At 72.8% G+C, this 497-nt stretch carries 1 protein-coding gene; it reads left to right on the forward strand.

Annotation, left to right across the window (positions count from 1 at the left end; translation table 11 throughout):
* The coding region (locus QCN29_RS36770; protein ID WP_279933606.1) for an Lsr2 family DNA-binding protein at positions 1 to 332 on the forward strand (332 nt) is incomplete at its 5' end.
* Positions 333 to 497 lie beyond the last annotated feature (165 nt).

A 497-nucleotide genomic window follows, 5' to 3' on the forward strand; every position in this document is an offset into this window, starting at 1 on the left:
CCCGCGCCGGCCTGAGTGAGCTGCAGCAGCTGAAGCGCGACGCCTCCGCGATCGAGGCGGCCGAGAAGGAAGTCGCCGAGGCGACCCAGACCCTGACCAAGGCCCAGGCCAAGCTGCGGCGCCTGAAGAACGGCGGCAAGGCGACGAAGCCGACCGCCAGCGCCAACGGTCAGTCGCCGGCCGACAAGCGCCGACGTGACGAGATCCGGGCCTGGGCCCGCGCCCAGGGAATGGCCGTCTCGCAGGTCGGCTCCATCTCCAAGGACGTCATGGACGCCTGGAACAACCGGGACAGCAAGGCTGCCGTCCCCGCGCAGCGCCAGGGCAGGTAACCGATGGCCGCCTTACCCGCCGACGCGGATGGCGGCCAGCCGCTCACCGGTACGGGGCGGGTCACCCTGCTCCGTACCGGCGGCGACGCCGGCTTCGGCGCGTACACACTGCTCTACACCACCCGGCCGGTGCCTGGCGGGGGAGCGGAGGCGATCGTCGCCGCC

It is taken from the genome of Streptomyces chengmaiensis (assembly GCF_029846775.1).
Taxonomy (GTDB): domain Bacteria; phylum Actinomycetota; class Actinomycetes; order Streptomycetales; family Streptomycetaceae; genus Streptomyces; species Streptomyces chengmaiensis.